Genomic DNA, 5,142 nt, shown 5'->3' with positions numbered 1-5,142 from the left:
CGGGCCGGATCAGTCCGGCGCCCACACCCCGTGCGGCAGCCGGTCCGACGGCTCGCCCAGCCGCTTCAACACGGCCCGGGCGAGCGGGGCGTGCAGCGGGGAGAACCAGGGGTTGAGCCGCAGCGCCTCCTGAAGATGCCGACGAGCGGGACCGGCCTTCCCCAGGGCCCGCTCGATCATCCCCCGGTGATAGGCGTACAGCGCGCTGCGCACCCCGCCCCCGTTCTCCTTCTCCCGGTCCGTCGCCCGCACCGCGAACCGCAGCGCCTCCTCGTGGTCACCCGCCCGGTACAGCGCCCAGCCGAGTGCGTCCGCGACGGCGATCGACGGCTGCCGCCGCCACTCGGCGCGCAGCCGCCGCACGGCGGACCCCACGTCCCCGTGGTCCGCCTCGAAGCGGCCGAGGAGCAGCTCCTCGTCCGCGCCGCCCGCGGCCGCCAGCCGCACCCGCTGCCGCAGCAGCTCGTACTGCACGCGGGCCGCCTGCTCCAGCCCCAGCGACTCGTACAGCTCGCCCAGCTCCAGCGCGTAGGCGGGCGAAGGCTGCTTGGCCAGCGCCGCCCGGTACGCGCTCAGCGCCTCCGAGATGCGGCCCAGCGCCGCCAGCGCCCTGCCCTCCCCGGCCTGCGCGGCCCGCAGATCGGGGTCGGTGCGCAGCGCCTCCCGGAAGTGCCGCAGGGCCGCCGCCCGCTCCCCGCGCTCCCACGCCAGCTGCCCGGCCCGCTCCAGCCACGCCGCCCGCTCGGCGGGCGACCCCGCGGAGGCCGCCGCGTCCGACAACTGGGCGGCGGCGTCCTCCCGCCACCCCTGGTCCCAGTAGACGGACGCCGCGCGGGCCATCACGGGCGGCCCGGACTTCAGCTTCTGCAGGCGGTCCAGGGTGCGCCGGGCCGCCTTGTGGTCGCCGAGCCCGGTGTACGCCTCGATCAGCAGCGGATACGTCGTCCACCGCTTGCGGTCGGCCCGCAGCGCGGCCTCGGCCCACTGCCGCGCCGCCGGGAAGTCCCGCCGCGCGTTGGCCAGCGCCGCCAGCCCGTCCAGCGCCTGCGCGTTGCCCCGGGGCCGGGCCTTCAGCGAGGCCCGCAGCGCCCGCTCCGCCTTCGGGTAGTACGCGGCGTCCGCCGTCAGCCGCCCCTGCTCCACGTAGGCAGCGCCGAGCACCGCCCACGACCCGGCGTCCCGCGGGTGCCTGCGCACGTGCGCCTCCCGGTCGCCGATCAGCACCGACAGATCGGCCGGCGAGGCCGGCATCCCGTTGGTGACCGCCGCCCGTGCCGCGGCCGGTCCCGCCGCGGGCGCGGCGGGCGGCCGGTCGTCCGGCAGCAGCATCAGCACCCCGCCGAGCACCAGGGACCCGGCGAGCGAGCCGGCCAGCACACCGGTGACGTTCCGGGCCCGGCGCGTACGCCCGCGGAACCAGCTGTCCTGCGTCTTCATGCCGCTCACTGTGCGTCAATACGACGAGCACATCCGGTCGGCCCAAGGGTGCCGCCCGCGGGGTTCACACCGATGGCCCCCGGTGCGACGCTGTGATCATGAGCCGTAGCCACCTCATCGACCGGCTGCTCGCGGGACTGCCGGCCGAGGCCGTCCTGACCGACCCCGACGTCACCGCCTCCTACGCCCACGACATGGCGAGCTTCTGCCCGGCCGGCACCCCGGCCGCGGTGGTGCTGCCGCGCACCGTCGAACAGGTTCAGCACGTCATGCGCACCGCGACCGAGCTGCGCGTCCCGGTCGTCCCGCAGGGCGCCCGCACCGGTCTGTCGGGCGGCGCCAACGCCGCCGACGACTGCGTGGTGCTGTCCCTGACCAAGATGGACCGGATCATCGAGATCGACCCGGTCGACCGGATCGCCGTCGTCGAACCCGGCGTCGTCAACGCCACGCTCACCCGCGCCGTCAACGAACACGGCCTGCACTATCCTCCCGATCCGTCCAGCTGGGAGATGTGCACCATCGGCGGCAACATCGGCACCGCCGCCGGCGGGCTGTGCTGTGTGAAGTACGGGGTGACGGCCGAGTACGTGCTCGGCCTGGACGTCGTGCTCGCCGACGGACGGCTGCTGTCCACCGGCCGCCGCACCGCCAAGGGCGTCGCCGGATACGACCTGACCCGGCTGTTCGTCGGCTCCGAGGGCTCGCTCGGCATCGTCGTACGGGCCGTCCTCGCCCTCAAGCCGCAGCCGCCCCGGCAGCTCGTGCTGGCCGCCGAGTTCGCGTCCGCGGGCGCCGCCTGCGACGCGGTCTGCCGGATCATGGCGGGCGGGCACGCCCCGTCACTCCTCGAACTCATGGACCGGACCACGGTCAAGGCCGTCAACGACCTCGCGCACATGGGACTCCCCGAGAGCACCGAGGCGCTGCTGCTCGCCGCGTTCGACACCCCCGACCCGGCCGCCGACCTCGCCGCCGTCGGCGCGCTGTGCGAGGCCGCCGGCGCCACCCAGGTGGTGCCCGCCGACGACGCCGCCGAGTCCGAACTGCTGCTCCAGGCGCGCCGGCTGTCGCTGAACGCGCTGGAGGCCGTCAAGGGCACCACGATGATCGACGACGTCTGCGTGCCCCGCTCCCGGCTCGGTGACCTGCTCGACGGCGTCGAGCGCATCGCCGGGAAGTACGGGCTGACCATCGGGGTCTGCGCGCACGCGGGCGACGGCAACACCCACCCCACCGTGTGCTTCGACGCGGCCGACCCCGACGAGTCCCGGCGCGCCCGCGAGTCGTTCGACGAGATCATGGCCCTCGGCCTGGAACTCGGCGGCACCATCACCGGCGAACACGGCGTCGGCGTGCTGAAGAAGGAGTGGCTGGCCCGGGAACTCGGCCCGGTCGGCCTGGAGATGCAGCGGGCCGTCAAACAGCTCTTCGACCCGCTGGGCATCCTCAACCCGGGCAAGCTCTTCTGACCCCGGATCCGCTCCGGCCGTGCGCGTTCACCGGGCGAGGAGCTGGGCGAGACCGCCGTCGATGCCCAGCTGCTCGCCCTCCGTCCCCGGCGGCACGACCCGCAGCGTCCGCTCCAGCCATGCCGACACCTGCGCCGCCGGGGCCTCCAGCAGCGCGTCCCCGTCCGGTGAACTCAGCGCCATCAGCACCACACCGCGCCCCTCCGACCTGGACGGCCACACCCGCACGTCGCCCTGCCCGCACGGCCGGAACACCCCCTCCACCAGCAGCTCCCGGGCGAACGTCCAGTGCACCGGGGACTCCGAGTCGATGTGGAAGGTGATGTGGACGGCGTACGGGTCGTCGGTGCGGTAGCCCAGCCGGGCCGGGACGGTGACGCCGCGCTCGGGGGACAGGACGAGCCGCAGCTCCAGTTCGCGCTCCACGACGGTGTACATGGCGGTTTCCTCTCGCTCGGTCTCTCGTGACGGGCCCGCGCGGGCCCGTACGAGGAGAGAGCGGGCGGGGCCGGGAGCATTACGCGGGTTCCCGGAACTTTTTTCGGGACTGTGGCGCGAGGGTGGCACAACCGTGCTCGAAAGGGGTGGGTACGGCGGGACGGGCGGTGCGGGTTGCGCCCGTCTGATAGATGTGGAGGCCCCCATTACACCCCCGAGCAGATACGGGACGACGGACATGAGCGCCCCAACCCCGGCCCCCGGTGACGACAGGCCCCGCGAAGGGTATTACCCGGACCCTTCCATCCCCGGATACGTCCGGTACTGGAACGGTGCCGCGTGGGTACCGGGCACCAGCCGTCCGGCCCCGGCCGACGGCGAACCGCTCGCCCCGCCGCCCGGGGTGCGCCCGGACCGGTCCGCGGCCGCTTCCGTGGAGGAGACCGGCCCGCACTTCTTCGACGAGGACCCGGCCGACGAGCCGGAACCCGCCGCGCAGGAGCCCGCGCCCGCCTGGGGCGCAGACCGATCCCACCAGTCCGGCTTCGGCGGCGACCCGGACCGCCGGGTTTCCTGGGGCTCCCCGCAGGGCGCCGACCCGCGGACCTCTGCCGACGGCTCCCCGGACCCCCGTGCCGCCCGCCCGGACGGCGCTGCGGCCACCCCGCCGGCCGCGTCCGGCGCCGACGCGGAGCAGGCCGCGGCGGCGTCCGGCAGCACCTTCGTCTTCCGCCGCCCGGTGCCCGACGCCCGGGGAGCGCAGGGCGACCCGCCGGCGGGCGGCGCGGGCCTGGGCGCGGGGGCCGCGGGGCCGGCCGCGGCGGGCTTCGGTCCGGCTGCCGGCGCCGCCGCCTCCGGTCCGGCCTTCGGGCCCGCCGCTCGTGCGGGCACCGGCCGGGACGAGGGCACCATGACCTTCCGCGCGGTCGGCCCGCGCGCGACGGCATCCGATACGACCGCTTCGGGTGCGGCGGCCCCCTCGGCGCCGGCGGCCCAGGCCCCCTCGGCCCAGTCCGCCCCCGCCCAGGCCGCCTCGGCCGCCGCGGGCCCGCAGCAGCAGCCCGCCGCCGGTTTCCCCCAGCGCACGCCTCAGGTGCCCCAGCAGGCCGTCGCCGCCACCCCGGTGACGACCGGACCCGGCGGTGGGCAGTCGTCCTGGGCGCAGCAGGTGCACCAGCTCGCCGGAGCCTCGTCGACCGCCGCCGACGAGCAGCCGGTCGCCCCGTGGAAGCCGCCGGTGGAGGACGTGTTCCAGGCGGCGGCCCGGCGGCAGGCGTCGGCCCGGCCCGCGGGGCTCGGCAAGCGGCTCGCGGCGCGGCTGATCGACACGGTGGTCGTCGCGGGCGTCACCGCGGTCGCCGCCGTGCCCCTCGGCGGCAAGGCGCTGGACCACATCCAGGACAAGGTCGACCAGGCCAAGCTCTCCGGGCAGACGGTCACCGTGTGGCTGCTGGACGGCACGACATCGACGTATCTCGGCATCATCCTGGCCGTCCTGCTGGTCTTCGGCGCGCTCTACGAGGCCCTGCCGACCGCCAAGTGGGGCCGCACGCCGGGCAAGAAGCTGCTCGGCCTGGAGGTACGGGACATCGAGGCCCACGAGCCACCGTCGTTCGGCGCCGCGCTGCGCCGCTGGCTGGTGTACAGCGTGTCCGGGCTGCTGTTCGTGGGCGTCGTCGGCGTGCTGTGGTGCCTGTGGGACAAGCCGTGGCGGCAGTGCTGGCACGACAAGGCCGCACGGACGTTCGTGGCGGCCTGACCGCCCGGCCGTACCCCGGCCTGACCGCCCGGCCGT

General features: G+C 75.7%; 4 protein-coding genes. 2 read left to right on the top strand and 2 right to left on the bottom strand.

Annotation, left to right across the window (positions count from 1 at the left end; genetic code table 11):
* Positions 1-9 precede the first annotated feature (9 nt).
* Positions 10-1,437, bottom strand: coding sequence for a tetratricopeptide repeat protein (locus tag CCN42_RS36245; protein WP_086741583.1), 1,428 nt, complete (start codon positions 1,435-1,437; stop codon positions 10-12).
* 98 nt (positions 1,438-1,535) lie between these two features.
* Here CCN42_RS36245 and CCN42_RS36240 point away from each other — a divergent pair, with 98 nt between their 5' ends.
* The gene (locus tag CCN42_RS36240) at positions 1,536-2,909 is read left to right on the top strand and encodes an FAD-binding oxidoreductase (RefSeq protein ID WP_086741584.1); all 1,374 of its coding nucleotides are present in this window, start codon (positions 1,536-1,538) and stop codon (positions 2,907-2,909) included.
* Positions 2,910-2,936: 27 nt separating this feature from the next.
* Here CCN42_RS36240 and CCN42_RS36235 read toward each other — a convergent pair whose 3' ends face one another.
* Positions 2,937-3,347, bottom strand: a complete 411-nt coding sequence (locus CCN42_RS36235) for an SsgA family sporulation/cell division regulator (protein ID WP_086741582.1) — start codon at positions 3,345-3,347, stop codon at positions 2,937-2,939.
* Between the two features lie 238 nt (positions 3,348-3,585).
* Between CCN42_RS36235 and CCN42_RS36230 the strand changes: the two genes are divergently transcribed.
* Entirely contained in the window at positions 3,586-5,106 is a 1,521-nt protein-coding gene (locus CCN42_RS36230; RefSeq protein WP_086741581.1) for an RDD family protein, read from the top strand.
* Positions 5,107-5,142 lie beyond the last annotated feature (36 nt).

Source organism: Streptomyces glaucescens (assembly GCF_002154375.1).
GTDB lineage: Bacteria > Actinomycetota > Actinomycetes > Streptomycetales > Streptomycetaceae > Streptomyces > Streptomyces glaucescens.
Note: the sequence above shows the minus strand (reverse complement) of the source record. Positions and strands in the feature narration are given on the sequence as shown.